30 protein-coding genes and 1 tRNA gene are annotated in these 24,075 nt (G+C 65.6%); 17 read left to right on the top strand and 14 right to left on the bottom strand.

Annotated features, from left to right (window positions below; translation table 11 throughout):
* Positions 1 to 11 precede the first annotated feature (11 nt).
* The gene (locus MSG_RS06475; protein ID WP_096444158.1) at positions 12 to 1,166 is read left to right on the top strand and encodes an NAD(P)/FAD-dependent oxidoreductase; all 1,155 of its coding nucleotides are present in this window, start codon (positions 12 to 14) and stop codon (positions 1,164 to 1,166) included.
* Between the two features lie 12 nt (positions 1,167 to 1,178).
* On the opposite strand, the gene MSG_RS06470 is transcribed toward MSG_RS06475, so the two are convergent.
* The gene (locus MSG_RS06470) at positions 1,179 to 1,880 is read right to left on the bottom strand and encodes a GAF and ANTAR domain-containing protein (RefSeq protein WP_096438074.1); all 702 of its coding nucleotides are present in this window, start codon (positions 1,878 to 1,880) and stop codon (positions 1,179 to 1,181) included.
* A gap of 283 nt (positions 1,881 to 2,163) precedes the next feature.
* Here MSG_RS06470 and MSG_RS06465 point away from each other — a divergent pair, with 283 nt between their 5' ends.
* On the top strand, positions 2,164 to 2,439 hold the full coding sequence (locus MSG_RS06465) for a hypothetical protein (RefSeq protein WP_096444156.1): 276 nt from the start codon (positions 2,164 to 2,166) through the stop codon (positions 2,437 to 2,439).
* A gap of 76 nt (positions 2,440 to 2,515) precedes the next feature.
* On the opposite strand, the gene MSG_RS06460 is transcribed toward MSG_RS06465, so the two are convergent.
* Positions 2,516 to 2,887 (bottom strand): MerR family transcriptional regulator, encoded by a 372-nt coding sequence (locus tag MSG_RS06460; RefSeq protein WP_096438072.1) that lies wholly within the window; start codon positions 2,885 to 2,887, stop codon positions 2,516 to 2,518.
* 140 nt (positions 2,888 to 3,027) lie between these two features.
* On the opposite strand from MSG_RS06460, the gene MSG_RS06455 reads away from it, so the two are divergent.
* Both MSG_RS06455 and MSG_RS06450 read left to right on the top strand, forming a co-directional pair.
* Positions 3,028 to 3,477: an Hsp20/alpha crystallin family protein gene (locus MSG_RS06455; protein WP_096438070.1), complete on the top strand. Its 450-nt coding sequence runs from the start codon at positions 3,028 to 3,030 to the stop codon at positions 3,475 to 3,477.
* Positions 3,478 to 3,761: 284 nt separating this feature from the next.
* Positions 3,762 to 4,448 (top strand): PAS and ANTAR domain-containing protein, encoded by a 687-nt coding sequence (locus MSG_RS06450; protein WP_096438068.1) that lies wholly within the window; start codon positions 3,762 to 3,764, stop codon positions 4,446 to 4,448.
* 14 nt (positions 4,449 to 4,462) lie between these two features.
* On the opposite strand, the gene MSG_RS06445 is transcribed toward MSG_RS06450, so the two are convergent.
* The 4 genes from MSG_RS06445 to MSG_RS06435 all read right to left on the bottom strand — a co-directional run bounded on the left by MSG_RS06445 (position 4,463) and on the right by MSG_RS06435 (position 6,853).
* Positions 4,463 to 4,891 (bottom strand): pyridoxamine 5'-phosphate oxidase family protein, encoded by a 429-nt coding sequence (locus tag MSG_RS06445; protein WP_096438066.1) that lies wholly within the window; start codon positions 4,889 to 4,891, stop codon positions 4,463 to 4,465.
* A 47-nt stretch (positions 4,892 to 4,938) separates the two neighbouring features.
* The gene (locus MSG_RS26290; protein ID WP_420872400.1) at positions 4,939 to 5,055 is read right to left on the bottom strand and encodes an MFS transporter small subunit; all 117 of its coding nucleotides are present in this window, start codon (positions 5,053 to 5,055) and stop codon (positions 4,939 to 4,941) included.
* Entirely contained in the window at positions 5,052 to 5,912 is an 861-nt protein-coding gene (locus MSG_RS25495; protein WP_232011175.1) for an MFS transporter, read from the bottom strand. Before MSG_RS25495 ends, MSG_RS26290 begins: the two co-directional genes overlap by 4 nt.
* A 608-nt stretch (positions 5,913 to 6,520) precedes the next feature.
* Positions 6,521 to 6,853: a DUF732 domain-containing protein gene (locus MSG_RS06435; RefSeq protein WP_096438064.1), complete on the bottom strand. Its 333-nt coding sequence runs from the start codon at positions 6,851 to 6,853 to the stop codon at positions 6,521 to 6,523.
* 200 nt (positions 6,854 to 7,053) lie between these two features.
* Here MSG_RS06435 and MSG_RS06430 point away from each other — a divergent pair, with 200 nt between their 5' ends.
* Both MSG_RS06430 and MSG_RS06425 read left to right on the top strand, forming a co-directional pair.
* Positions 7,054 to 7,527 carry a GtrA family protein gene (locus tag MSG_RS06430; protein WP_096438062.1) on the top strand — a complete coding sequence of 158 codons (474 nt, stop codon included), beginning with the start codon at positions 7,054 to 7,056 and terminating at the stop codon, positions 7,525 to 7,527.
* A 175-nt stretch (positions 7,528 to 7,702) separates the two neighbouring features.
* Positions 7,703 to 8,191, top strand: a complete 489-nt coding sequence (locus MSG_RS06425) for a glutathione peroxidase (RefSeq protein WP_096438060.1) — start codon at positions 7,703 to 7,705, stop codon at positions 8,189 to 8,191.
* A 3-nt stretch (positions 8,192 to 8,194) separates the two neighbouring features.
* Here the strand turns inward: MSG_RS06425 and MSG_RS06420 are convergent, their stop codons facing one another.
* Positions 8,195 to 8,458, bottom strand: coding sequence for a hypothetical protein (locus MSG_RS06420; protein WP_096438058.1), 264 nt, complete (start codon positions 8,456 to 8,458; stop codon positions 8,195 to 8,197).
* 162 nt (positions 8,459 to 8,620) lie between these two features.
* Here MSG_RS06420 and MSG_RS06415 point away from each other — a divergent pair, with 162 nt between their 5' ends.
* The 6 genes from MSG_RS06415 (at position 8,621) to MSG_RS06390 (ending at position 11,289) form a co-directional block, all read left to right on the top strand.
* Positions 8,621 to 9,082, top strand: a complete 462-nt coding sequence (locus tag MSG_RS06415) for a winged helix-turn-helix transcriptional regulator (protein WP_308737749.1) — start codon at positions 8,621 to 8,623, stop codon at positions 9,080 to 9,082.
* A 54-nt stretch (positions 9,083 to 9,136) separates the two neighbouring features.
* Positions 9,137 to 9,478: a helix-turn-helix domain-containing protein gene (locus tag MSG_RS06410; protein ID WP_232011174.1), complete on the top strand. Its 342-nt coding sequence runs from the start codon at positions 9,137 to 9,139 to the stop codon at positions 9,476 to 9,478.
* Between the two features lie 118 nt (positions 9,479 to 9,596).
* Entirely contained in the window at positions 9,597 to 10,064 is a 468-nt protein-coding gene (locus MSG_RS06405; RefSeq protein WP_096438052.1) for a 2,4'-dihydroxyacetophenone dioxygenase family protein, read from the top strand.
* Positions 10,065 to 10,067: 3 nt separating this feature from the next.
* Positions 10,068 to 10,451, top strand: a complete 384-nt coding sequence (locus tag MSG_RS06400) for a DUF1330 domain-containing protein (RefSeq protein ID WP_096438050.1) — start codon at positions 10,068 to 10,070, stop codon at positions 10,449 to 10,451.
* 28 nt (positions 10,452 to 10,479) lie between these two features.
* Entirely contained in the window at positions 10,480 to 10,752 is a 273-nt protein-coding gene (locus MSG_RS06395; protein ID WP_096438048.1) for an RNA-binding protein, read from the top strand.
* A gap of 264 nt (positions 10,753 to 11,016) precedes the next feature.
* Positions 11,017 to 11,289, top strand: coding sequence for a hypothetical protein (locus MSG_RS06390; RefSeq protein ID WP_096438046.1), 273 nt, complete (start codon positions 11,017 to 11,019; stop codon positions 11,287 to 11,289).
* Positions 11,290 to 11,383: 94 nt separating this feature from the next.
* On the opposite strand, the gene MSG_RS06385 is transcribed toward MSG_RS06390, so the two are convergent.
* Complete coding sequence (locus MSG_RS06385; protein WP_232011173.1) at positions 11,384 to 12,445, bottom strand: substrate-binding domain-containing protein; 1,062 nt, start codon at positions 12,443 to 12,445, stop codon at positions 11,384 to 11,386.
* A 161-nt stretch (positions 12,446 to 12,606) separates the two neighbouring features.
* On the opposite strand from MSG_RS06385, the gene MSG_RS06380 reads away from it, so the two are divergent.
* From MSG_RS06380 to fmdA, 3 genes are all read left to right on the top strand, one after another.
* Positions 12,607 to 13,053 carry a MarR family winged helix-turn-helix transcriptional regulator gene (locus tag MSG_RS06380; RefSeq protein WP_142404457.1) on the top strand — a complete coding sequence of 149 codons (447 nt, stop codon included), beginning with the start codon at positions 12,607 to 12,609 and terminating at the stop codon, positions 13,051 to 13,053.
* 35 nt (positions 13,054 to 13,088) lie between these two features.
* Positions 13,089 to 13,376 (top strand): FmdB family zinc ribbon protein, encoded by a 288-nt coding sequence (locus MSG_RS06375; RefSeq protein WP_096438042.1) that lies wholly within the window; start codon positions 13,089 to 13,091, stop codon positions 13,374 to 13,376.
* 237 nt (positions 13,377 to 13,613) lie between these two features.
* Positions 13,614 to 14,867: a formamidase gene (gene fmdA, locus MSG_RS06370; protein WP_096438041.1), complete on the top strand. Its 1,254-nt coding sequence runs from the start codon at positions 13,614 to 13,616 to the stop codon at positions 14,865 to 14,867.
* Positions 14,868 to 15,058: 191 nt separating this feature from the next.
* Here the strand turns inward: fmdA and MSG_RS06365 are convergent, their stop codons facing one another.
* The 4 genes from MSG_RS06365 to MSG_RS06350 all read right to left on the bottom strand — a co-directional run bounded on the left by MSG_RS06365 (position 15,059) and on the right by MSG_RS06350 (position 17,473).
* Positions 15,059 to 15,580 (bottom strand): CGNR zinc finger domain-containing protein, encoded by a 522-nt coding sequence (locus MSG_RS06365; protein WP_118914442.1) that lies wholly within the window; start codon positions 15,578 to 15,580, stop codon positions 15,059 to 15,061.
* Positions 15,581 to 16,145: 565 nt separating this feature from the next.
* Positions 16,146 to 16,222, bottom strand: a tRNA-Met gene (locus MSG_RS06360).
* 62 nt (positions 16,223 to 16,284) lie between these two features.
* Positions 16,285 to 16,812: a cupin domain-containing protein gene (locus tag MSG_RS06355; protein ID WP_096438039.1), complete on the bottom strand. Its 528-nt coding sequence runs from the start codon at positions 16,810 to 16,812 to the stop codon at positions 16,285 to 16,287.
* A gap of 16 nt (positions 16,813 to 16,828) precedes the next feature.
* Complete coding sequence (locus MSG_RS06350; RefSeq protein WP_170063142.1) at positions 16,829 to 17,473, bottom strand: HD domain-containing protein; 645 nt, start codon at positions 17,471 to 17,473, stop codon at positions 16,829 to 16,831.
* Between the two features lie 73 nt (positions 17,474 to 17,546).
* On the opposite strand from MSG_RS06350, the gene MSG_RS06345 reads away from it, so the two are divergent.
* The gene (locus tag MSG_RS06345) at positions 17,547 to 18,518 is read left to right on the top strand and encodes a GlxA family transcriptional regulator (RefSeq protein WP_096438037.1); all 972 of its coding nucleotides are present in this window, start codon (positions 17,547 to 17,549) and stop codon (positions 18,516 to 18,518) included.
* 3 nt (positions 18,519 to 18,521) lie between these two features.
* On the opposite strand, the gene MSG_RS06340 is transcribed toward MSG_RS06345, so the two are convergent.
* Together MSG_RS06340 and MSG_RS06335 are read right to left on the bottom strand one after the other, a co-directional pair.
* On the bottom strand, positions 18,522 to 21,503 hold the full coding sequence (locus MSG_RS06340; protein ID WP_096438035.1) for a UPF0182 family protein: 2,982 nt from the start codon (positions 21,501 to 21,503) through the stop codon (positions 18,522 to 18,524).
* Between the two features lie 89 nt (positions 21,504 to 21,592).
* Complete coding sequence (locus MSG_RS06335) at positions 21,593 to 22,615, bottom strand: YlbL family protein (protein WP_096438033.1); 1,023 nt, start codon at positions 22,613 to 22,615, stop codon at positions 21,593 to 21,595.
* Between the two features lie 78 nt (positions 22,616 to 22,693).
* Between MSG_RS06335 and MSG_RS06330 the strand changes: the two genes are divergently transcribed.
* The gene (locus MSG_RS06330; RefSeq protein ID WP_170063141.1) at positions 22,694 to 24,067 is read left to right on the top strand and encodes a zinc-dependent metalloprotease; all 1,374 of its coding nucleotides are present in this window, start codon (positions 22,694 to 22,696) and stop codon (positions 24,065 to 24,067) included.
* The last annotated feature ends 8 nt before the right edge of the window (positions 24,068 to 24,075 follow it).

Genomic DNA, 24,075 nt, shown 5'->3' with positions numbered 1-24,075 from the left:
ATCAGCCCGTCATGACCAAGCCGGGAGTGATCATCGTGGGCAGCGGGCCGGCCGGGGTGGCTGCCGCCGAGTCGTTCCGCGAGCACGACACCGCGGCACCGGTGCGGATTCTCACCGCCGAAGTCGACGTGCCGTACGCGCGACCGCCGCTGAGCAAGGAGTTCCTGCGCGGCCAGACCGATGACGTCGCACTGCATCCCGCGCAATGGTTCGACGACCGGGGCATCGAAATCAGCCACGGCGCACCGGTCGACCGGCTGGATCTCACCGAGCGCGTCGTGCACGCCGGCGAGCGCCGCCACGTATTCGACACGCTGATCCTGGCCTGCGGCGCGGCACCTGTCGCGCCGCCGATCCCGGGCGGAGAGCACGCGCGGCTGTTGCGCTCCCTGGCCAATGCCATCTCGTTGCGCGACGGCGCACACCGCGCCTCCTCCGCCGTGGTCATCGGATCCGGGTTCATCGGCTGCGAGGCCGCCGCTTCCCTGGCGCTGGGCGGCGTCGCGGTGACTCTCGTTGCGCCCGAACCGCTTCCGCAGCACAAGCGCCTGGGCGCCGAAGCCGCCGAACGCCTGCGCGATCTGCTGAACGACACCGGCGCCCGCCATGTCGGCGGAGTGGCCGTCGAGGAGATCACCGAAGCCGGCGTCCGGTTGGACAACGGCGTCACCATCGATTCCGATCTGGTGCTCGCCGCGACGGGCGTCGAACCCCAGAGCCGCCTCGCCGCCGAGGCCGGCCTGACAATCGACAACTGTCGGATCGTCGTCGGCTCCGACATGGCCACGTCGGCTCCCGGTGTCTACGCGGCGGGCGACGTCGCGCTGGCCCACCACGAGGGCGCGGGGCGCCACCTGGCCGTCGAACACTGGCAGGACGCGACCGACCAGGGCGCGATCGCCGGCTCGTGCGCGGCGGGAAACCCGACGAGATGGGTTGGCGTTCCAGGCTTTTGGACCACCATCGGCGAGGCGACACTGAAGTACCACGCCTGGGGGGACGGCTACGAGCGCAGCCGGCTGGTCGAGCGCGGCGACGGATTCACCGTCTGGTACGAATCGGGGAATGCGGCCGTGGGCGTCCTGACCTACCAGGCCGACGACGACTACGACCTGGGCGAGCGGCTCATCGCCGAGCAGCGGCCCTGCCCGACGCCGATGGGGTGACAGCCGCCGCGCTCAGCGGCGCTTGAGCGGATGTTCGCTGTCCACCAGCGCATGCGCGATGTTGTGGAGCTTGGTGTTGGACTGCTGCGACAGCCGCGACAGCAGCTCGAATGCCTCGACGGCGTCGAGGTTGAAGCGCTCCATCACGATCCCCTTGGCCTGCCCGATGATGTCGCGCGTCGCCAGGGCGCTGCGGAATTGGTCTTGGCGGCGCAGCATCGACCAGGCCAGCGCGACATGGCTGGCGAAGACACCCCCGAGCTCAACCGCGTCCTCGCTCAACGCGTGCGGCCGCTCGGCATAGAAGTTGAGCGCGGCCGTGGTGGTGCCGTCGATGAACAACTCATAGGACAGGATCGACCGGATCGGCGTCTGCGCGAGTGCGTACCGCTGATAACGCGGCCAGCGCTCGTCCGCGCTCAGGTCGGCGATGTGCATGACGTGGTGCTGCCAGGCCGCCGCGACGCACGGCCCCTCCCCATACTCGCTCTCGGCCGCGTCCAGCAGCTCCGGATAGCGATGCGTGGCAACGACGTTGTTCACCACGTTGCGGCCTTCGGCCAGGGCGATGCCCGCGTACTGAGCGCCCGCCACATGCTGCGCCCCGCTGGCGACGAGTTCGCGCAAGCCGGCCGTGGTGTCGGCGTCCTCGCGCTCGAGGCTGGCGACCAGGTCCGCCAGCTCAGCGAGGACCGCATTGTTGCTGTTCGCGATGACACGCCCCCTTCTGGACGCCCGGCCAAGGCCACCAACCGCAGGTCCTCAGCCTACGCCAGCCCCATTCGCACAGCACAGGCAAAAGTTCGGCGCACGACGCGAGAACGAAATCGACGTGCCGCAAACGAAACCGCACTTGTATTTAACTTTCGGACAACGGCTTTCGCCGAAACGACACACGGCTTTGCGCCGCCGAGGGCGGCTCGCCACCGGCGCGGCCGGTTTAACCGCCCGCCGGGTCGGGCAATCGGCAATCGTGGACAGCGACAACAGCAACGACATGCTCGAGCAGTCGGAGAGTCTGGACTCCGACGAGGTGCGCAACGACGACGGCGACGCGGTGGCCGATCCCCCGGAGCGGTGGATCAGCGCCGAGGAGCACGAGACGCTCGACGAGAAACTTGCGGCCGAGGTCTCCGACCGGGCAGGGCAGGACCGCCCGCTCGGCGAACCCGAGGACCCGGACAACATCGACCCCGAGGCGCACGGCCGCGAGCGCGGCCAGATTGACGGAACACCGGAAGACGGCGACTCCTTCTACGACGTCGAGCGGTGAATCACGCCGCGCCACGCCGAGTTTCAGCTCTTGGCGGATTGCTGCGGCCTGACTTAAGCGAGCAGCAGGCCTGACGTTATGTCGCGTTGCGCGACTTCTGCTGGGAACGAGTAGATTTCGCTGATCCGCGCAGCGCACGCTTGCTGGACCGCAGGTCGGTGTTCGCTGCCGAGAGTGCGGCGTTGTCGTCCTCGAGGCTGAGAATGCGGGCGATCCCCGCCAGGTTGACACCGGCCTGCAACAGCGCGCTGATCCGGCGTAGCCGGGCCAGATCGTCGGCGCTGTAACGCCGGGTTCCGCCGTTACTGCGCACCGGGGTCAGCAGCCCGTGCCGTTCGTAGAGGCGCAGCGACTGCACCGGGACGCCGGAAAGCTCGGCAGCCACCGAGATTCCGTATACGCCATGGTCGGACGACGGGGCGCCAGCGGCGCCCGGCAGATCATCCATCGCGCACCCCCTTACTCGTCGGCATAGAAAAACTGTTTATCACACTTGCACTCAACTTTGGGTAGTGATATACAAAATCTGTGCCTCTAGGCACAGATAAGCTAGCACAGAGCAACAGATTGGAGTGAGAGGTGACTGCAATGCTGATGCGTACCGACCCGTTCCGCGACCTGGACCGTTTCGCCCACCAGGTGTTGGGCACCGCCGCTCGCCCAGCGGTGATGCCGATGGACGCCTGGCGCGAAGGCGAGGAGTTCGTCGTCGAATTCGACCTGCCCGGAATCGACGCCGACTCGCTGGACATCGATATCGAACGCAACGTCGTCACTGTGCGGGCCGAACGGCCGAGCGTCGACCCCAACCGGGAGATGCTAGCCAACGAACGGCCGCGGGGAGTGTTCAGCCGCCAGCTGGTTCTGGGAGAGAATCTCGACACCGAAAGAATCGAGGCGACTTACCAGGAGGGTGTCCTCAGCCTGCGCATTCCGGTGGCAGAAAAGGCGAAGCCGCGCAAGATCTCGGTCGGCCGCGGCGCCGGCCGGCAGTCGATCGGCGACAACGCCGTCAAACGCGAGGTCATCAACGCCTGATTACAGTCGGATGGGGCGGCGGCCGCCGCGACACGATCGCGGCCGCCGCCCTCCGCCCGGCACCGCGACATCGATCGAGAACTTCATCGGAGGTCAACGCCCTATGACATATTTGAAGCCGCCCTCGGTGTTGAACAGCCAGCGCCATTCCCATCGGCTTTCCCTGTCCGGCCACGTCGCGAGTTTTCGCAATCAGCCCCGTACCCATCCGGTTCGATGGCGCGCGCGCATTCCCGCGGTCGGTCGCGGTCCGACGAACTGAGCCCGAGGAGAAAACGTCCGAGATGAACTGGAACCTCAACGGCGAATCGGCCGATGTCGAGCAGGCCCTGGTCGGCGGCGCGCCCGCGCGGGCGGGTTGGTTCCGGTTCTATTTCGACGACCAGCGATGGGAATGGTCCGAGCAGGTGCAGCAGATGCACGGCTACGAACCGGGCACCGTCACGCCGACCACCGAATTGGTGCTCGAGCACAAGCATCCGGACGACCGCGGCCAGGTCGCGGCCACCATCGAGCAGATTCTGAACACCCACGAAGCGTTCAGCACCCGCCACCGGATTGTCGATACCCGCGGAGCAGTGCGCCATGTCGTCGTCGTGGGCGACCAGCTGCACAACGACGACGGCGACATCATCGGATCCCACGGCTTCTACGTCGACGTGACCGCACCGTCCGACCAGCAACACGAAGACGCCGTCACCGCCCGGCTGGCCGAGATCGCCGAGCAGCGCGCGTCCATCGAGCAAGCCAAAGGCATGCTGATGTTGATCTACGGCATCAGCGACGGCGCGGCCTTCGATCTGCTCAAATGGCTGTCCCAGGAGGCGAACATCAAGCTGCGGCCGCTGGCCGAGCGGATCTGCGAGGACTTCCGCGACGCCGGACCGGACCTGACCTCAAAGTCGGAGTTCGACCACCTGCTGTTGACCGCGCAGCACCGCGTCGACCGCGCCACCGAGCCGAAGACGTAGGCGCTTCTGCCTTCTCAGAGTTCGCCGGAGAAGTCGGCCGTGATCCAACGGTCCGGCTGGATGGTGAACAGCACACTTTCCTGCCCCTCGAGGCTGCGCACAAATGCCCGGCCGGCCTCGTCACCGAGGTACCGGATCGCGATCTCCTCGCGCACTCCGATGGGAGCGGGCTTGGTGGTGTCGACGACGGTGCCCTCGACGACCACGTATTGGTACGGCGGCTCCTCCCGCTGGACCACCAGCGTCACGACGCCGGCCCGCTCGATCAGCTTGGCCTTGCGCGACGACGCACCGGTGTTCACCCGGATGTTCTGGCCGGGCACGTAGTCGTACCAGATCGGGACGCTGGCCGGGGGGCGGCCGTCCTCGGCGGCGACGGACAGCACGCCGACGTGCAGTGCCGCGAGGAAGTCTTCGCGCTGGGGCTCACTGAAAGCAGTCATGGGCGGTGAACGCCCCGGCAACGGCGGGCTATTCCCTCCCGTCGTAATCAGTTGGCGAAAAGAGCGGGGATCTTGACGAGCAGCTCGTACACGCCGTAGCCGAATGGCACGCCGACCCACAACCAGCCGACGATCGTGTTGCGCGCGTTCGATGCGTGGCTCATCTGCTCACCTCCTCGGGGATCGACGCCCTCGATGTGGGAGTATTTCCCCCGGCGGCAACAGGATTGGGCGGTCGCGGTGTCTGGATGAATTCGTTGCAGGCCAATCCGATCAGCAGCAGCACCACCATGATCGCGAACGACCAACGGTATCGGTCGGGACCCACGACACCGGCCGCGATCCGGTTGTCGGCAATTGCGTTGACGAGGGCCGGTCCGACGACCCCCGCGGTCGACCAGACCGTCAACAGCCTCCCGTGGATCGCGCCGACCTCCCGGTAGCCGAAGAGGTCGCGCAAGTAGGCCGGCGCGGTGGCAAAGCCCGCGCCGTAAAACGACAGCAACATGATGCACGCCACCAGAAACAACGGCTTGCTGGCGTTCTGAACGACGATCAGGACGAGGTAGAGCACCGCGCCGAGCTCGAGATAGAGCCGATAGGAGTTCTTGCGGCCGGCCGCATCCGACGCCGACGACCACAGGATGCGCCCCAGCGAATTCGCCAGCGATAGCATCGCGACGAATCCCGCCGCGGCCGCCGTCAACGCCGCGGGCGAGGCGGCGCGGGGGAAATAGCCCCGGTAGATGGGTGCCGCCCGCTCCAGGATGCCGATGCCCGCGGTCACGTTGAAGCACAGCACCACCCATAGCAGCCAAAACTGCGGGGTCTTGATCGCCTCGTCCGCGGTGCGATCGGGGCCCGCGGCGCGCCGCTGGGTCGGTGCCGCACGAACGACGGGAGGCAGGTAATCCGTTGGCGGCAGGCGAATCAACAAGACTCCCAAATCCATGAAGACCGCGTACACCGCGCCCATCGTCGCGAAGGTCGCACCCAACCCCTGGCGGTCGGTACCGACCATGGGGAGGCGATGAGTGCGCCGCCGCCAAATCCCATGATGACAAAGCCGGTGGCTATGCCCGGACGATCCGGAAACCACTTCATCAGCCTCGAAACCGGTGAGATGTAACCGATTCCGAGGCCGACCCCACCGATCACCCCGTAACCCGCGATGATGAGCCACATCTGACCCAGCTGGGCACCTGCCGCCGAGACGAACAGTCCGCCACAAAAACACGTTGCCGCCGTGAACATCGCCCGGCACGGACCCCGGTGTTCGACGGCCTTGCCGAAGACGGCGGCCGACGTCCCCAGCATCACAATGCCCAACGTGAACGGAATGGCACTGAGAAGACCTGAGGCCCTGAGGGTTTCGCGCAGTGGAAGCTTGAAAACACTCCAGGAGTAGACGCCGCCTATCGCGAGGTGAATGGAAAGCGCGGCCGGGGAAACCAACGATCTGCTCCAGCCGGGGTCAGCGACGATGCGGTCGCGCGAGAAAAATCCGGCGGGCCGTCTTTGCGGCACCGCGACATTGTTTCCGAGCCTCGACAACCCCGCCCGCCGAACAGAGCGGTGACAACGACCATTGCCACGCCGCCGCGCAGCAGACGTCGTGTTAACTCGACATTACGTCGGAAGTTTGCTCTGGTACTGAGGACAGTACGCCGCCGTCGCCGCACCGATGATGGTGCCGGTGCCGCCGTCACTGAGCCCGAGCGCCTTGCGCACATCGGAGACGGTTTGGTCCAGCGTGTTGCCGCCGGCCCAGTCCTGGCATACCGCGTGGCCGACCGCGATCATCTTCGAATCCGCGCCGTTATCCCAGCTGATGCCGTTTTGGGTCAGCGCGTGCAGGTAGGCGTCATCGGCGATATCCGCATTCGCCATCGGGGCGGCGGCCACCAAGAGACCCCCCAGAACAGCAGCCATGGTGCCGGTGATCCGTGCCGTGTTCTTCATCGTTGACTCCTCGATATAAGGATTCGTTCCGGACGGACCAAATCATTGCTAACGAGCGTCTGCATCGTTCACTGGACCACTGTCGCACACCCGACTGATCGGCGGTAGAAGTTGCGCAAAAACCGGCGCCGGGCAGGCTGTCTGCCCGGCCGTCGCCCAATAGTCATGTCGTGGATACCTGCCCATGGCACGGTGCGCGTGTGCACGGCGAAGCGGGGACGCGCCCACGGCGCCTCGTCGACCGGTTTCACCAATGGTGCGAGGCGGTCGTGGCCCGGCTTCCGTTCGGGCTCGACTCCGTCGTCGCGCCGACCTTCCTGGGCTTCTGCCTGATCAACGGCTTCACCTTCGGCGTCGACCTGGCGCTGCTCACCGGGCTGCACAGCGGTTTCGGCGTTGCGGTGCCGGTCGCCGTGACGGTCTCCTATGCGGCCGCGTTCATGCTCAGCTACGCACTCAATCGGACCTTCAACTTTCAGTCCCACGCGCCCGTCGGGCCCCAGCTCGCGGTCTACGTGGTGGTGGTGATCGTCAACTATCTGGCGTTCATCCTCGGGGTGTCCACCGGGCTGGCGGCCGGGGGCGTGCAGTATCAGGTGTCGCGCCTGGCGGCGGCGATCTGCGAGGCGGTGTACATGTATTGCGCGATGCGGTGGCTGGTCTTCCGCCGCTGATCCTGCGGACGCGGAAGCGGTTGTGCCGCCGACGATTGCAGCCTGCCGCCGAGATGATCGGGTCGGTGTTAGTCGCGACGTCCGGAATCGCCGGGCAGGCGAAGTGACCGGCGTTGAGCGACGGGAGAAGACGAGTAGTGGACTCCTCGAATTTCCGTGCGTTACCGTCGTCCGCGTGACCCTCAACGACATCGCCCTGACCACCCTCGACGGCAAGCCGACCACACTGGCCGAATTGTCCGACGGCGCAACGCTGGTCGTGAACGTAGCCTCCAAGTGCGGGCTGACACCGCAATACACGGCGCTGGAAAAATTGGCCAAGGACTACCGCGACCGCGGCCTGACGGTGGTCGGCGTCCCGTGCAATCAGTTCATGGGCCAGGAGCCGGGCACGGCCGAGGAAATCCAGGAGTTCTGCTCGACGACATACGGGGTGACCTTTCCGCTGCTGGCCAAGACCGACGTCAACGGCGCCGACCGCCACCCGCTGTACGCCGAGTTGACCAAAACCCCCGACTCCGGCGGCGAGAGCGGCGACATTCAGTGGAACTTCGAAAAATTTCTGATCGCGCCCGGCGGTGAGGTCGTCAACCGTTTTCGGCCGCGCACCGAGCCCGACGCCCCCGAGGTCATCAGCGCCATCGAGGCCGTACTGCCGCGCTAGCTGCTAACCCACGGGCTTATCCGAGTCGTCGGACTTGTCGGAGTCCTCGGTGCTGTCCGAGTCCTTGTCGTCCGATTCGTCCGACTCACCGGAGTCATCGGACTCTTCGGCCTTGTCGGCGAACTTCGTCAGGAGCCCCGCGAGCTTGCGGGCATCCTCGGGAGTCAACGAATCCTCGAATACCTGCTCCTCGCCGTCCGAGACCCGCTCGAGGCACACCGCGTTGCTCTTCGCGCTGACGTCCCACCGGCCGCCTTCGTGACCCATGCCGATACCCCCTTCCGATTCACCTGCTTGTAAGCGCTGTGGCGTGGGTTACCCACTGGCGCTTGAAGCGACGCACCTAGGAAGCCGCAGAACAAGCGGCGTTCATACTGCGGTTCGACTCCGTTCCTTCATTACTTGCGTGATGCAACTAACATGGCGAGCATGCTTCCGCGCGCCTACGAGCACCAGGTCTGCTCGATCGCCCGCAGCTTGGAACTGATAGGCGACCGGTGGACGTTGCTGATTGTGCGGGACGCGCTACGGGGGGTAAGCCGGTTCGACGATTTCCGCGCTCGGCTGGGATTAGCGCACAACGTGCTCAGCGACCGATTGTCGCGATTGACGCAAGCGGGTGTTTTCGAGCGACGCCGCTATCAACAGAGGCCAGATCGCTACGATTACCACCTCACTCAGCAGGGCCGAGATTTGTGGCCCGTGTTGATGTCCCTGCTGCTGTGGGGTGACCGCTACTTGGCTCCCGATGGTCCGCCCGTGTTGTCGTTGCACCGCGACTGCGGAGGTCGCCTCACTGCTCAACTCACCTGTGCCGAGTGCGGCGACACATTGCGACATGGGGATATCGTGCTGACGTCCGGACCAGGCTCAAAAGGGTCCATTGCGTGATGAAAGTGACCGTGGCATAGTCACTTGCATCACGCAATCGACCGAGAGGCAACCGTGACCATCGATCGATCACCGTCCAATGCCAGCACCTTGGCAAGCGCCGATGTCGAGCATGCAGCTTCATTTGTCACCCGGGTGTTGGGACCGCTGGCCGCGGCCGACGAGGACACCTACCGAGTGGCGACGACACTCGCGGTCTATCTGCAAGAAAACCGGAGCCGCGCGCGTGCCGCCCGCCGGCTCACGGTGCACCCCAATACGGTCAGCTATCGCGTGAACCAGGCGGAACGGATCTTGGGCCGCAGTATCGACACCGACACCCTCGAGCTGTCGGTCGCGCTCGCGCTGCTGCCGGCGCTACCTCGCCTGGCACACCGGCACGCCACCGAACTGTGACGCGACAACAAACCGGCTCCGCAACGTTGTCGCCGTGGTCCGAGCGAATGGGCAGGTTGCTCTCCTAGGTTTGCCTCCAGCCGCAGCACGGCAGCAAACACCACCTCTAGGAGAAGTCATGCAGGTACTACAAGAACTCGACGTCAACTACATGAAGGGCGCGGACAACCCGTGGATTCCGTTCACTCCGCTCACCGACGAGGTGTTCCTGAAGTACTGGAAGATCGACCCAGTGCGGGCAGAAATCATCGTCTCGATGAAATTCAATGCCGGACTGGTGCTTCCGGCCCATTACCACACCGGCATCGTGGTCGGACACACCGTCAGTGGAGCGTGGCGCTACCAGGAGAACGACTGGATCTCCAGGGCCGGTGACACCGTGTACGAGGTGGCGGGATCATCACACACACCCGAGAGCCTGGAAGAAACCGAGGTGTTCTTCTTCCTGGTCGGCGAGCTATTGTTCCTCGACCAGGACAACAAGATCCTCTGGCAGGAGAACCACAAAACCTCCGTCGACCGCTATAGCGCGTACTGCGCCGCCAATGGCATCACCCCGCGAGACCTGACCAGCTGGGATGCCTGACCCATGAACAGCATCGAGCCCGACGAAACCCAGCTGAGGACGCTGCTGACGGCGGCTGCCGACAATGATGAGCCCGTCGTGATGATCAACTTGCTGCAGTTCGGCTCGAACGGCGCGGACTGCTATCAGCGCTACGCCCAGGCGGTCCAACCCTTCCTGGAATCGGTCGGGGCGACGGTGCTTTATGCAGGCGAAGCCAGCCACGTTGTCGCCGGCGACCTCGACAGGCCCTGGTGGGACGCCATCGTGGCGGTCCGCTACCCGTCGCGGGCCGCCTTCGTCACCATGGCGACGAGCCCCGACTACCATGAGCACGCTCACGTGCACAGGGCCGCCGCGTTAGAAAACACCCACCTGATCGCCACCGATCCGTGGCAGCTCGGCTGACTGGTCCAGCACCCCTAGAAAGGACACGATGAGCGCACAAAAATGGCGCCTGCCGCTATGGGGTGCAGCCCTGATCCTGAGTTGCGGCTTGGCCGTCCGAACCGCCCCGACCGGTGCTGCCGACGTCTGCACCGACGTGGGCGGCCGACACGTGTCCGTCGGCGGTTGCGCGGACCCCGGTGCAAGTCCCGGGTCCCCGCCGCAGGACGGCGCGCCGCCCAACGACAGCGTTCCCCCACCACCCGACGTGGACGCCTGCGCAAGCGTCGGCCGGCGCGTCAGCGTTGGCGGCTGCACCTGATCGCCGACTCCGATCGTTCGGATCGGGCATGAAAACGGCCCCCGGAGAAGTCTCCGGGGGCCGTTCCCACTAGTAGCGGGGACAGGATTCGATCCTGCGACCTCTGGGTTATGAGCCGGCCGGTTGCGGTCTTGCACTCCTGAATACGTCGCTAACGTGCAGCTCAGCAGCGTTTACGCGTCTCACATGTCACGTCGTGTCGATGTTGTCGGACCCGTTGCGCACAGTTTCGTTCACAAATCCGTTCACAATTGTTTCGGAGGCATGTGGACCGCGCTGCTCGGACTGGGCCTGGGTGCGGTGCTCAGCCTCGGCATCACCTTCATGTCCACCCATGCCGGCCACCACGGCTCTGCGGGCCAACTCTCGGCGATGTCGCAATGCGTCGGCTACCTCGTCGCCGTGGCCGGGCCGGCCCTCTTCGGCGCCGCCAAGGACGCCACCGGACACTGGACATTGGGGTGGACCGTTGTCCTGATCGCGATCGTCCCGATGACGATCGCGGGCTGGCTGTGCGGGCGCGGCGGACACGTCTAGCGCGGCAAGCGCACGACGATTTCGAAGAGGGCTCGCTAACGGGTACACGCTGTGCACGCGAAGGACGCCGACTCACCCGGTGCGCTGAGCGGAATCAATTCTTGTCGAGCTGAGTCAGCACACTGAAGTCCAACTCGTTGGTACCCGCCAAGTAGACCGGCTGAGTGGTGTGAGAGCCCTGAACGCTGACTTCGCCCCTCGGCCCCAGGTAGGTGACCTCGGCCGAATGCGCTTGTATGTCAGCGACATTCAGACTGCGGGCCGCCTCAGCCAGGGACGCGAACAGAAGCAACCCCTCGTAACACGATTCGCCGATGTTGTTCAACACCGGGGCGGCTGCTCCAAATCGACGCTGATAGTGCGCACCGAAATCCATCGACTGCGTAGAAATGACGCTTTCGAAATAGCCACTGGCGGTGTACAAGTCGTTTGTCGCTTCAGCTCCGCTGGCAAGCAGTACGTCCTCGCCGATCATCATCGACAGCCGGACCCGCGTCTCATCGAGGCGGGCACGCGCGAAGGCTCGATTGAACGCCGCGTTGTCGGCCCCCACCATCAAGACCAAAACCGCCTGGGCCTGCGATTCGTGGATCAGGCGCAGTGCTGCCGAGTATCGACGGTGCCCCAGTGCAATGAAAGTCTCACCGACGTAGTCCAGATCGGTGCTCGTGGTGAATTCGCGTACCGCGCGGGCCGTCTCACGCGGCCACACGTAGTCGTTGCCCACGACGCACCACCGCCGGATGCCGCGAGCTCTTCTGAGCCACAGCAGCGCGGGAAATAGTTGTTGGTCGGGTGTCTCACCGACCATGTACACCCCGTCGGCGTTCTCCCCGCCCTCGTAGAACGTGGTGTAAACATAGGGCACACGGCCGGCGGTCTTGGGGGTGATGGCCTTACGGGCGTTGGACAGATGCCATCCGACCACGCCGTCGACCGCTCCCTGGGTGATCAAGTGATCCACTTCACGTGCCAGCGCCGGCAAGGGGGCGCCTGCATCGACCGGATGGACACGCACCGGCCGGTCCAATATCCCGCCGCGTTGGTTGATGTCGGACAACGCCAAGTCAGCGCACGCCTCACACGACGGGCCGAACATCCCCGCCGGACCGCTCAGCGGCACCACCAAAGCGATGTCGACCGTGTCACGACTCACCGGTACCCGCCGCTGCGCCATCACGGCCACTCGCCACCGACGCTGCGGCGGTCGTTGTGCGGCATCACCGATGCCACCTCCGCCCCGCCCTACGGGTTGGGTTCCGCGCCGAACCCACCGATTCCAGATGAAACTATTTCGGTTGGGTGTAATCTGTGCACGTGGTCGCTAATTCTAGCATCGCCACAGTTGAGGCGCTCGAGGAGCTTTCACGATTCCTGCGCACCGCGTCGACGATGATGGACAAGCGCATCGGAGACCACCTGCGCAAGATCCCAGTGGCGCAGTGGAGAGTGCTGGCCGCGCTGTCACACGGCGAGCCGCGGCCGATGGCCGAACTGCAAACAGCCACACAACTCACCGGGCCGAGCCTTACCCGCCTGATCGACGCCATGATCGATGCCAACCTCGTCCTTCGTAAGACGGGCGAGGTCGACCGCCGCCGAGTGCTGGTCGCCGCCACCCGCCGCGGTGCACAGCTCTACGAGACTCAGTGCACACTCCTGACCGACCTCAGTGAAGACGTCCTCACCGACGACGTCGACCACCTCATCGCCACACTCGCCGACCTCATCGAGCGGCTCCGCACGGACGCGGCCACCGACTGACACCCAGCGCGCCCCCCTAACCGATAAGGACGCCCATGCCGACCTACCGTTACCACTGCCCCGAATGCGGTGAGTTTCCCGTGTCGATGCCCATGGCCTCGGTGACACCGTCGGTCGACTGCCCCGACTGCCGATCGGTCTCGCGCCGTGTGTTCGGTCAGCCGTCACTCCGCACCCTTGACGGTGGCCTGCGGCGCAGCCTCGATGCCGCCGCCAGCAGCGCCGACGCGCCACCGGTGGTCTCGTCCATTCCCGGGCGGCCGCGACGAAGACCCACGCCCATCACCCGCGACCCCCGCCACGCACGCCTACCACGACCGTGAACCTCGCACCCTCGTAGATCGGCGCCCACATTTCACCCGTCGCGCACACGCGCCCGCGACTGATCACCTCCGTCTGACGGTGACGCGCGATCCTGTCAAAGCCCGGCCCACGCGAAAGCCGGTGTGTCACAAGATCTTAACGCCGCCGACCACTTCCGGCTATACCGTTCATATGGAATATTTCCATACGGAGATATTCCTGTCGGCCGTTAACGCTCACCCACGAAGGTAGATACTGTGCCCGAACTCGTGTTCCCGCTGGATTCGTCGAAGAAGTTCACCGATCAACAGATCGTCGGACACAACCGCTGGCACCCCGACATCCCCCCGGCTGTCACTGTCAAACCCGGTGACAGCTTCCGGGCACACTGCCGCGAATGGTTCGACGGAGCCATCCGCAACGACGATTCCGCCGAAGACATGCTCAACGCCCCACTCAAAGGCGTGCACTGCCTGTCGGGGCCTTTCGCCATCGAAGGTGCCGAACCCGGTGACCTCCTCATCGTCGACATCCTCGACGTCGGCCCGATCCCCCAGGAAGACAGCGGCCCGCTCGCCGGACAGGGCTGGGGATACACCGGTATCTTCGCCAAGCAGAACGGCGGATGCTTTCTCACCGATCAGTTCCCCGACGCCTACAAGGCGATCTGGGACTTCTCCGGCCAGACCACCACCTCCCGCCACGTGCCCGGCGTCAAATACACCGGCATCGTGCATCCGGGACTCATGGGCACCGCACCCTCTCGAGAACTCCTGTCGACGTGGAACACCCGCGAAGCCGCCTTGATCGCCACTGACCCCGATCGCGTGCCACCGCTGGCACTACCGCCCGAACCGGAAGCCGCAATCTTGGGCAGCCTGTCGGGAACCGACTTCACCAGGGTGGCCGCAGAAGGTGCGCGAACCGCGCCGCCGCGCGAGAACGGCGGCAATCAGGACATCAAGAACCTCACCAAGGGAAGCCGCATCTTCTACCCGGTGTTCGTCCCCGGCGCGAACCTTTCAGTCGGCGACCTCCACTTCTCTCAAGGCGACGGTGAGATCACCTTCTGCGGAGCAATCGAGATGGGCGGGTTCATCGACCTGCACGTCGATTTGATCAAAGGCGGCATGAACACCTACGGCGTAAAGGAGAACGCCATCTTCATGCCCGGAAACACCGACCCTCAGTATTCGGAATGGATTGCCTTTTCCGGGATTTCGGTCACCCTCGACGGCGAGCAGAAGTACCTCAACTCCGATCTGGCCTACCAACGCGCGTGTCTGCACGCCATCGACTACTTGACCACCTTCGGATACAGCCCCGAGCAGGCCTACCTCCTGCTGGGGTCGGCGCCGATCGAGGGCCGACTGTCGGGAGTCGTCGACATCCCCAATTCGTGCGCCACCGTGTATATTCCGACAGCCATCTTCGACTTCCCCGTCGCACCCACTGCGGCGGGACCCCATAAGATCGACCCCGGCATCGGAGCCCCGCACGCGAGCTTCTGACGACCCGGAGGGGAACCCGGCAACGCTCGGCCGTTGACCGAACGCGTCGGCGCAGCGAGGAATTCTGGTCGACTGACGAACCGTCTTCGCGCCACCGGACTCGCTCACTCCACCGATGAAGGGTCGACCCCCACACGAAAGCGACGAGGCCGAGACCGCATGTATCGAGCGCCGAACACGCGTCTACCGGTTCAGTCCGCGCACTTGGCTGCGCGCTGCCGTTCGTAATGGCGGCGCACCTTCATCCTGTTGCCGCACCCGGCCATCGAGCACCATCGAGCGCTATTGCCTTTGGAGTGGTCGATCAGGAACAGGCTGCACTCGGCGGTGTTCTCGCAGGGGCGAATCCGCCCCGGTGACCTACGTTCGAGAGCGTCCCAGGCGACGACCGCTCGGGCCGCCACTCCACGGGTAGTTGGTAGCGTCAGCTCCCAAGTGATGCCGTTATCGCCCACGGCCGCCCGGTAACTGACCCCCACCAATGCGGGGGCCAGCGCAGCAAGGCCCGTACCTTCTGAGATCAGCTGTTGCAGGCAGTCTCGCGTTGCTCGCAGGAACTCAAAGTCCTCATCACGGCCAGGTGCACCCGACTGTCGATCGAGCCAGGCCAGCGCCCGCGCGGGATCGGCCAGGACGTCGGTGCGCTCGCCGGCGACCATCGGTGTCGTGTTCAACAGCGCCAGCAGGACGTCCTCGTCAGGTGTGGTGACCACCGCCAAGGTACCTAACCCCCAATCACATCTTGACAGGGTTATGCTACCCCTGTCTATGTCCTAACTTGCATTCAGCGTTTCGGAGGTTATGCCAGGACGTGTCCCCTGATTGGCGCATAGCTTCAGGTGCACCCACTAAAGCGGACTGAGTCGCAAGCCGTCGGCGGCCGCGGCCAGCCCCTGAAAGCCCTTCGTGCACAACATCATCGTGAAAGGTAGCCATCATGCACCTCACAACCGACGAGCCAATCACCGCCGAGCGGCACCCGCTCGCGATCGGCGTGATAGGTGGCGCAACCACCGTCGTCGATTACGGCGGGTTGCGATTCATCACCGACCGACGTTCGACCCGCCCGGCGACTACGGTCCCTACCGAAAGACATCAGGCCCCGCCATCGCGCCACGGGATGTTTCCGAGGTCGACGCAGTGCTACTCAGTCATGACCAACAGCGCGGGGTCCCCCAGCGCGACCTTGTGAAAAAGGTAGCTTGGCTAACGTTCACAAATACGTTCACAAACCCAACGAAAACGGCTCCCGAAGTTGCCTCCGGGAGCCGTTTCACATGGTAGCGGGGACAGGATTCGAACCTGCGACCTCTGGGTTATGAGCCCAGCGAGCTACCGAGCTGCTCCACCCCGCGTCGGTAAATGAGAGGTTACCGAACCGGTGCGGGGCCGACCAAATCGCATGCTCAGCGCAGGTCTAGTGGGTCGGCGGGTGCAGCCCGTAGCGACGCGCGATGTCGTCCATCCAGGCCGGCGAGCCATAGGTCAGACCGTACTTGTCGGCCAGCTCGCCGAACTCCGGCAACTCGTGCAGCGGCACCCCGCCGGGGTCGCCGGGGCGCTCGGCCAACAGCTCCCCCAGCTCGCGGAAGTAGTTCTCGAACCCACCCGGGGTGATGATCTCGATGATGCGACCGGGCTCGCTGCCCGCGTTCCACATCGCGTGCAGCTGCCCGCGCGGCTTGGTGATGTATCCGCCCGGGCCGAGCACCACCTCGCTGTCGTCGGAGCGGAAGCCGATCTCACCCGCCAGCACGATGGAGTGCTCGTCCTCGCGGGTGTGGCGGTGCGCCGCGGAGATGAACCCGACCGCAAACGGGTGCTCGACGATGGACACCTCGCCGTTGTTGTTCGTGCCGGACAGCTTGAACGTCGCCCCGAAGCCCGGGATGGCGACGTGGTCACCCTCCCCCGGCCGCACGACCGAAACCCCGATGTCGCTCATCTGGGGTTCCTTCCCGTTACTCCGGCCAGCTGTTGTCGAGGATGATGTCGACGAAGTTCTCGCGGGTGAAGGCCGGATCGAAGTGCGCGAGCACGTCGTCGTTGACGGTGCCGAAGGTGCTGTGCGGGCGGTGCTTCATGCCGTCGTTGAAAGCGGCCAGGATGCGCCGCTTGAAGTTCGAGCGCGGGTGCGCCGCGGTGACGGCGGCAAGAGCCTCGGGTGACAGCTCGTCGCGGTCGATGCCCAGCACATCGGTCTCCACGCCCGCGGTGACCAGGGCGACCTCGGGCGCCAGGAATTCGGGGATCCCGGGCATGGTGTGCAGGGCGATGCCCAGCCACACCCGGCCGGCGTCGGCCTCGTCAACGCCGCGCTCCAGCAGGAACGTCCGTGCCGCGTTGGCGCTGTCGACCTCGAAACGCCGCTGCGAGGTGCGGTAGCGCTCGGTGAGGCCCAGGTCGTGGAACATCGCCCCGGCATAGAGCAGCTCCAGCTTGGGTTCGATTCCGCGCCGGCGACCCTGCAGGGCTCCGAACAGAAACACCCGGCGGGAGTGGTCGAAGAGCAGGTCGTCTTCGGCGTCGCGGATGAACTCGGTGATGTCGCGGACCAGCGCGGTGTTCGGTATGGCGATTTCGGCGATGATCTCGGCGGTGGTCATGACCGTCAGTTTGCGCACGAGCGAACGAACCTGCCATGGCGTTGCAGCCGTCTACTCCACAGAAAGCGACACAATGTCTTACGTGGCCGAAGGTGCGCGGGTAGTGGTGGTCGTCGTCTTCGACGGGGTGACGCTGTTGGACGTCGCCGGGGCGGCCGAAGTGTTCGTCGAAGCCAACCGATTCGGCGCCGACTACCAGCTGAAAATCGCGTCCGTGGACGGCAGCGACGTGACGTCGTCGATCGGCGCCCGGCTGGGCGTCACCGCCGCCCTGTCGTCGATCGACTCCGCCGATACCGTGCTGGTCGCCGGCAGCGACGAACTGCCGGCCCGGCCGATCGACCCCGCGCTCGTCGGCGCCGTCCGGTCGGTGGCGGCACGCACCCGGCGGATGGCGTCCATCTGCACCGGGTCGTTCGTCCTCGCGCAAGCCGGGCTGCTCAGCGGCCGGCGCGCCACCACACACTGGCACGACACGCGGCTGTTGGCCCGCGCCTTTCGCGACGTCACCGTCGAACCGGACGCGATCTTCGTCCGCGACGGCGACGTGTTCACCTCGGCCGGGATCTCGTCGGGCATCGATTTGGCGCTGGCGCTGGTCGAAATGGATTACGGCACCGAGCTGGTCCGCGACGTGGCCCGGTGGCTGGTCGTATATCTAAAACGCGCGGGCGGCCAATCGCAATTCTCCGTCTTGGTCGAGGCCGACCCGCCGCCGCAGTCACCGCTGCGCGCGGTCACCGATGCGATCGCGGCCGATCCTGCCGGCGACCACAGCGTGAAAAGGCTTGCGGCCCGGGCATCTTTGAGCACTCGCCAGCTGACCCGGCTCTTTCAGTCGGAGCTGGGGATGAGCCCGGCCCGTTACGTCGAACTGGTCCGCATCGATTTCGCCCGTGGCGCACTGGAATCCGGCCGTTCGGTCACCGAGACCGCGAGCATGGCCGGCTTCGGCAGCACCGAGACGCTGCGCCGGGTGTTCGTCAACCACCTGGGCATCAGCCCGAAGGCCTACCGAGGCCGGTTTCGGACCGCCTACGCGTGAGTACTACTTCGTGTTGTTGTACTTGGTGATCGCGTCGTCGAGGCGCTGCAACGCAGCGCCGTAGCCGGCGAAATCGCCCTTCTTCTGCGCGTCCTTCGCGGCGCCCAGCGCGGCCTGAATCTCTTGCAGTGCAGCGGCTTTGGCCGGCGATAACGTCGTCGCACCCTCCGGGGCAGGTGGCACCGCGGTCGGCGGCGGCGACCCCGGAGGCGTGCCCTGCGGCGCCGACGGACCGGCGGGCTGGGCCTGCGGCGCGCCGTCGGTGGTGGGCTCTATCCCCGTCGCGGCCGCCCCCGCACCGGGCCCGAACAACCCGGTCAGCGCGTCACCCACGGTCGGGCCGTAGCCGATCTTGTCGTTGTACATCATCGCCACCCGGATCAACCGCGGGTACGACGAGGCGGCGTCGCTGGCGCCCGGTGACGCATAGACCGGCTCGACGTAGAGCAGCCCGCCCTGCGCCACCGGCAGGGTGAGCAGGTTGCCCCACCGTATTCGGTTCTGGTTGTCGCGCCCGATCACGCCGAGATCCTGGGACACCGCCGGATCGGTGGTGATCGCGTTGTTGGCGAGCTTGGGACCGTTGACCTGACCCGGGATGGTGAGCACAGTGATCTTGCCGTAGGTCGCGGGATCGGAACTGGCGCTGATGTAGGCGGCCAGATAGTCCCGCTTGAATCGGTTCATCGCGCTCGTCAGCTGATACGACGACGTATTGTCGTTCTTGGCAATGTTTTTCGCGACGATGTAATACGGCGGCTGATAGCTGCTGGCCGTCGGGTTGGGGTCCAGCGGCACATCCCAGAAGTCGGACGTGGAGAAGAACGTCACCGGGTCGTTGACGTGATACTTGGCCAGCAGCATCCGCTGCACCTTGAACAGATCCTCGGGATAGCGCAGATGCTCGGCGAGCTCGGGCGTGATGTCGCTCTTGGGCTTGACCGTCCCAGGGAACACCTGCATCCAGGCCTTCAGCACGGGATCCTGTTCGTCCTGCGCATACAGTGACACGGTGCCGTCGTAGGCATCGACCGTGGCCTTCACCGAGTTCCGGATGTAGGAGACCTGCTTGTCGGGCCCCAGATGGTTGAACGCGACCTCGGTGGAGTCGGCGGTCGCCGACTCCAGGGAGGTGAGTTCGGAATACGGGTAGTTGTCCAGGGTGGTGTAGCCGTCGACGATCCACACCAGCCGCTTGTTGACGATCGCCGGATACACCGAGCTGTCCGTGGTCAGCCACGGCGCCACCGCCTCCACCCGCGCCGCCGGATCGCGGTTGAACAGGATCTTGCTGTTGTTGCCAATCACGCTGGAAAACAAGAAGTTTCGCTCGGCAAACTTTGCCGCGAACACGCTGCGCGACAGCCAGTCGCCGAGCGGAACGCCCCCGAGACCGGTATAAGTGTAATTCTTGGTCTCGGTGTTGGTCTCGTAGTCGTATTCGCGGTCGGCGCCGTTCTTTCCGACGATCGCGTAGTCGGCCGACGTATTGGAGATGACCGGACCGAAGTAGATGCGGGGCTGGTCCAGCGGGGCCGGCCCGTCGGAGACCACGCCGCCGTTGGCGCCGACGACGTTGACCAGAAACTCGGGGTAGCCCCCGTTTTGGGTGGGGTCGTTGGCGATGCCGCGCACCGTGTTGGCCGGCGAGGCGATGAACCCGTTGCCGTGGGTGTAGACGGTGTGCCGGTTGATCCAGTCGCGCTGGTTGTCAATCAGCCGGTCCGGATTGAGTTCTCGGGCCGCAACGACGTAGTCGCGCAGTGCGCCGTTGCGGTCCAGGTAGCGGTCGATGGACAGCTGGTCGGGGAAATAATAGAAGTTCTTGCCCTGCTGGAATTGGGTGAACGCGGGGCTGATGATGGTGGGGTCGAGCAACCGGATGTTCGACGTGGTGGCGCGGTCGGCGGCGACCTGCTGGGCGTTGGCCGGACTGTCGCCGCTGTAGTTGCGGTAGGTCACCTGGTCGGCCGTCAGGCCGTAGGCCTGCCGGGTCGCGGTGATGCTGCGGCTGATGTATTCGCTTTCCTTTTGCGCGGCATTGGGTCTGACGCTGATCTGCTCGACGATCAAGGGCCAGCCGGCGCCGACGATCAGCGACGACAGCAGTAACAGGACCAGCCCGATCGCCGGGATCCGCAAGTCGCGCAGGGTGATCGCGGAGAACACGGCGGCCGCACAGATCAGCGCGATGGCCACCAGGATCAGCTTGGCCGGCAGCACCGCATTGATATCGGTGTACCCGGCGCCCGTGAACGGCTTGCCGCCACGGGTGTGCGACAACAGCTCGTAGCGGTCCAGCCAGTAGGCGGCGGCCTTGAGCAGCACCAGCGTTCCGATCAGGCTGACCAGCTGGATGCGCGCCGAGCGGCTCAGCGCACCGGTGCGCCCGGACAGCCGGATGCCGCCAAAAATATAGTGCGCCAATAGATTTGCGACGAAGGCCAGGAATATCGCGACGAACAGGTAGCTGAGCACCAGCCGGTAGAAGGGCAACTCGAACGCGTAGAAGCCGAGGTCCTTGCCGAACTGCGGATCCTTGATGCCGAACTCGCCGCCGTGCAGGAACAGCTGGACGCGCACCCAGTAGCTCTGGGCGATGATGCCGGCCAGCAGGCCGATCGCGGCGGGGATCCCGATTCCCGCCGTGCGCAGCCGGGATACCACGACGCTGCGATAGCGCGCCACCGGGTCGTTGTCGTTGCTGGGGACGAACACCGGACGGGTGCGATAGGCGATCGCGAGCCCGGCGAACACGATGCCGCCGACCAGCAGCCCGGCGACCAGGAACACGATGATCCGGGTGACCAGCACGGTGGTGAACACCGAGCGGTAGCCGAGCTCGCCGAACCACAACCAGTCGACGTACGCGTCGACCAGTCGTGGGCCAGCAAGCAGTAAGGCGATCACACCCAGTGCGATCAAGATCAGGATCCGACTCCGACGAGTCAGCTTCGGCATCCGTGCGGTGGGCCGCATCCCCACTGGCTACGCTCCCTGGTCAATGTGGCTGGCGTCGATTCAGTTAGTTGGCGCGCAAACAACTGTACGCATCGCCGCACGGCAATCGCGGGCTAGCAGCTCGGCGGCTGACCGCCCGAGGTGACCGCGTGCAGCGCGTCCACCGCTCCGCTGAGGGTCTCGACCTTCACCAAGCGCAGGCCGGACGGATTGTCCGAGTTCGCCTCGTAGCAATTCTTGGCGGGCACCAGGAACACGGTGGCGCCGGCGGCGTGGGCGGCGACCATCTTGTGCGTGATGCCGCCGATCTGGCCCACCTTGCCGTCCGACGAGATGGTGCCGGTCCCGGCGATGAACGTCGACCCGGCCAGGGTTCCGGTCGTGAGCTTGTCGACGACGGCCAGGCTGAACATCAGCCCGGCCGATGGCCCGCCCACATTGGCCAGGTTGAAGTCCACGGCGAACGGCGCCCAGGGCGCGTCAAGCACCGCGACGCCCATGAAGCCGTAGTCGCGATCCTTGTTGGTGCCCAGCGTGATCTGGGCGACGCCGGCGGGTTCGTTCTTGCGGCGATAGTCGATCGTCACGACCTGGCCGGGCTTGGTGTTCTTCAGCAGCTCGGTGAACTGCTCGACGGTGGCGACCGGGGTGTCGTTAACGGCGTCGATGGCGTCGCCGTCCTTGAGCTTGCCCGCCGAGGGGCCGGGATCGGTGACCGTGGCGACGGTGACCGCGGGCGCGTATTTGAGGTATCCCAGCGCGGCGTAGGCGGCGCTGTCCTCGGAGTTCTTGAAGTCGGCGTTGTTGGCCTTGTCCACGTCCTCACGCGACCTGCCGGGCGGGTAGACGAGGTCACGCGGGACCAGCTGCTCGGTCCCGGACAGCCACAACGTCAGGGCTTCGCCCAGGCTCAGGTCGTCGCGCTGGGACACCGTCGTCATGTTGAGGTGGCCGGTCGTCGGGTGGGTCTGGGTGCCTTGAATCGCAACGACTTCTTTCCCGTCGACCTCGCCGAGCGTGTCGAACGTCGGACCGGGGCCGAGTGAGACAAACGGCACCGTCACCACCGCCAGCAACACGCCGAACACCAAAATGGGCACCAGCGCGACTATCAGGGTCAGAATCCGCCTGTTCACGCCGATTACCCTAACCGGACGCTATTCGGTCCCGTTCAGCTACAAGCATGACCCGAGGTCGCGCTTTCTGTTCCGCCGGTGGGTACCGTTGAGGTCATGCCTGACCTGCCTTTCGGGTTCTCCTCTGGAGAAGACCCTGACCGCGACAAGCACGGGAAAGATCCCGAGTCCGGCCCGGCCGGATCCAATCCATTCGGGATGGGCGGCGATTTCGGCATGGGTGACCTCGGGCAGATCTTCACCCAGCTCGGTCAGATGTTCAGCAATGCCGGCACGATGACCGCGGGCGACAAAGCGTCGGGACCGGTCAACTACGAATTGGCGCGGCAGGTGGCGTCCAGCTCGATCGGATTCGTCGCGCCGATCCCGGCGACCACGAATTCGGCGATCGCCGACGCGGTGCACCTGGCCGACACCTGGCTGGACGGGGCCACCGCGCTGCCCGCCGGCACCACCAGGGCCGTGGGGTGGACCCCCAGCGACTGGGTCGACAACACCCTGGAAACCTGGAAGCGGCTGTGCGACCCGATGGCGACCCAGATTTCGACGGTGTGGGCCTCGTCGCTGCCCGAAGAGGCCAAGAGCATGGCCGGTCCGCTGTTGGCGATGATGTCGCAGATGGGCGGTATGGCGTTCGGCTCGCAGCTGGGCCAGGCGCTGGGCCGGCTGTCCCGCGAGGTGCTGACGTCCACCGACATCGGATTGCCCCTGGGTCCCAGGGGCGTGGCCGCGATCATGCCGGACGCCGTCGAATCGTTCGCCAGCGGACTCGAGCAGCCGCGCAGCGAGATCCTGACCTTTCTGGCCGCCCGGGAGGCGGCCCACCATCGGTTGTTCAGCCACATTCCCTGGTTGTCCAGCCAGCTGCTGGGCGCCGTCGAGGCCTACGCCATGGGCATGAAGATTGACATGAGCGGCATCGAAGAGCTCGCCCGCGACTTCAACCCGGCGTCGCTGTCGGATCCCGGGGCCATCGAGAACCTGCTCGGGCAGGGAGTTTTCGAGCCGCAGGCCACGCCGGCTCAGACCCAGGCGCTGGAACGGCTCGAGACGCTGCTCGCCCTGATCGAGGGCTGGGTGCAGGTCGTGGTCACCGACGCCCTGGGCGATCGGATCCCGGGCGCGGCCGCGCTCGGTGAGACCTTGCGCCGGCGCCGGGCCAGCGGCGGACCGGCCGAGCAGACGTTCGCGACGCTGGTCGGGCTGGAGTTGCGCCCCCGCAAGCTGCGTGAGGCCGCCGGCCTGTGGCAGCGGCTGACCGAGGCCGCCGGCGTCGACGCCCGCGACGCGATCTGGCAGCACCCCGACCTGTTGCCCGCCGCCGATGACCTGGACGAACCGGCCGGCTTCATCGACCGCGTCATCGGCGGCGACACCAGCGGCATCGACGAGGCCATCGCGCGCCTCGAGCAGGACAACCCGGGCGCCGACGGCGGTTCGACGAAGAACTGAGCCGCCGG

The organism is Mycobacterium shigaense (assembly GCF_002356315.1).
In the GTDB taxonomy this organism is placed as follows: Bacteria; Actinomycetota; Actinomycetes; order Mycobacteriales; family Mycobacteriaceae; genus Mycobacterium; species Mycobacterium shigaense.
Note: the sequence above shows the minus strand (reverse complement) of the source record. Positions and strands in the feature narration are given on the sequence as shown.

Bases quoted from the DNA above. Each gene is read 5' to 3' on its own strand.
- MSG_RS06475 (WP_096444158.1), top strand. From the start codon at position 12: ATGACCAAGCCGGGAGTGATCATCGTGGGCAGCGGGCCGGCCGGGGTG.
- MSG_RS06465 (WP_096444156.1), top strand. From the start codon at position 2,164: ATGCTCGAGCAGTCGGAGAGTCTGGACTCCGACGAGGTGCGCAACGAC.
- MSG_RS06460 (WP_096438072.1), bottom strand. From the start codon at position 2,887: ATGGATGATCTGCCGGGCGCCGCTGGCGCCCCGTCGTCCGACCATGGC.
- MSG_RS06455 (WP_096438070.1), top strand. From the start codon at position 3,028: ATGCTGATGCGTACCGACCCGTTCCGCGACCTGGACCGTTTCGCCCAC.
- MSG_RS06450 (WP_096438068.1), top strand. From the start codon at position 3,762: ATGAACTGGAACCTCAACGGCGAATCGGCCGATGTCGAGCAGGCCCTG.
- MSG_RS06445 (WP_096438066.1), bottom strand. From the start codon at position 4,891: ATGACTGCTTTCAGTGAGCCCCAGCGCGAAGACTTCCTCGCGGCACTG.
- MSG_RS26290 (WP_420872400.1), bottom strand. From the start codon at position 5,055: ATGAGCCACGCATCGAACGCGCGCAACACGATCGTCGGCTGGTTGTGG.
- MSG_RS25495 (WP_232011175.1), bottom strand. From the start codon at position 5,912: ATGGTCGGTACCGACCGCCAGGGGTTGGGTGCGACCTTCGCGACGATG.
- MSG_RS06435 (WP_096438064.1), bottom strand. From the start codon at position 6,853: ATGAAGAACACGGCACGGATCACCGGCACCATGGCTGCTGTTCTGGGG.
- MSG_RS06420 (WP_096438058.1), bottom strand. From the start codon at position 8,458: ATGGGTCACGAAGGCGGCCGGTGGGACGTCAGCGCGAAGAGCAACGCG.
- MSG_RS06415 (WP_308737749.1), top strand. From the start codon at position 8,621: ATGCTTCCGCGCGCCTACGAGCACCAGGTCTGCTCGATCGCCCGCAGC.
- MSG_RS06405 (WP_096438052.1), top strand. From the start codon at position 9,597: ATGCAGGTACTACAAGAACTCGACGTCAACTACATGAAGGGCGCGGAC.
- MSG_RS06400 (WP_096438050.1), top strand. From the start codon at position 10,068: ATGAACAGCATCGAGCCCGACGAAACCCAGCTGAGGACGCTGCTGACG.
- MSG_RS06395 (WP_096438048.1), top strand. From the start codon at position 10,480: ATGAGCGCACAAAAATGGCGCCTGCCGCTATGGGGTGCAGCCCTGATC.
- MSG_RS06390 (WP_096438046.1), top strand. From the start codon at position 11,017: ATGTGGACCGCGCTGCTCGGACTGGGCCTGGGTGCGGTGCTCAGCCTC.
- MSG_RS06375 (WP_096438042.1), top strand. From the start codon at position 13,089: ATGCCGACCTACCGTTACCACTGCCCCGAATGCGGTGAGTTTCCCGTG.
- MSG_RS06355 (WP_096438039.1), bottom strand. From the start codon at position 16,812: ATGAGCGACATCGGGGTTTCGGTCGTGCGGCCGGGGGAGGGTGACCAC.
- MSG_RS06350 (WP_170063142.1), bottom strand. From the start codon at position 17,473: ATGACCACCGCCGAGATCATCGCCGAAATCGCCATACCGAACACCGCG.
- MSG_RS06345 (WP_096438037.1), top strand. From the start codon at position 17,547: ATGTCTTACGTGGCCGAAGGTGCGCGGGTAGTGGTGGTCGTCGTCTTC.